The organism is Cobetia sp. SIMBA_158, from assembly GCF_046566945.1.
GTDB lineage: Bacteria > Pseudomonadota > Gammaproteobacteria > Pseudomonadales > Halomonadaceae > Cobetia > Cobetia amphilecti.
On record NZ_JAWJYL010000697.1, the window covers coordinates 1 to 255 of the forward strand.

A 255-nucleotide genomic window follows, 5' to 3' on the forward strand; every position below is an offset into this window, starting at 1 on the left:
GTCATAGCCCAGCACGGGAATCAAAATACTGGCTAGTTTTTCTAAGTAGGCCTCTTCGCGTTTTGGTTCAATTTGATACTCACGCGAACTTTTAGCCGCCAGTGCACTTTGCGAACCAGAGTTAAGCAGACGTCCGGCCTGGTCAGTAACGGTTACTTGCTCGGTACTGAGTCCGGTCACCGAAGAGGCAACCATGTCAACAATAGAGGCCACTTCTTCTTCGCTTAACGAGGTGCCACCGCGCACATTCAGCAT

The 255-nt window shown here is 50.6% G+C and carries 1 pseudogene; it reads right to left on the reverse strand.

The features are described 5' to 3' along the window. A pseudogene (locus R2R70_RS21620) lies at positions 1 to 255 on the reverse strand (hypothetical protein); the annotation flags it as partial.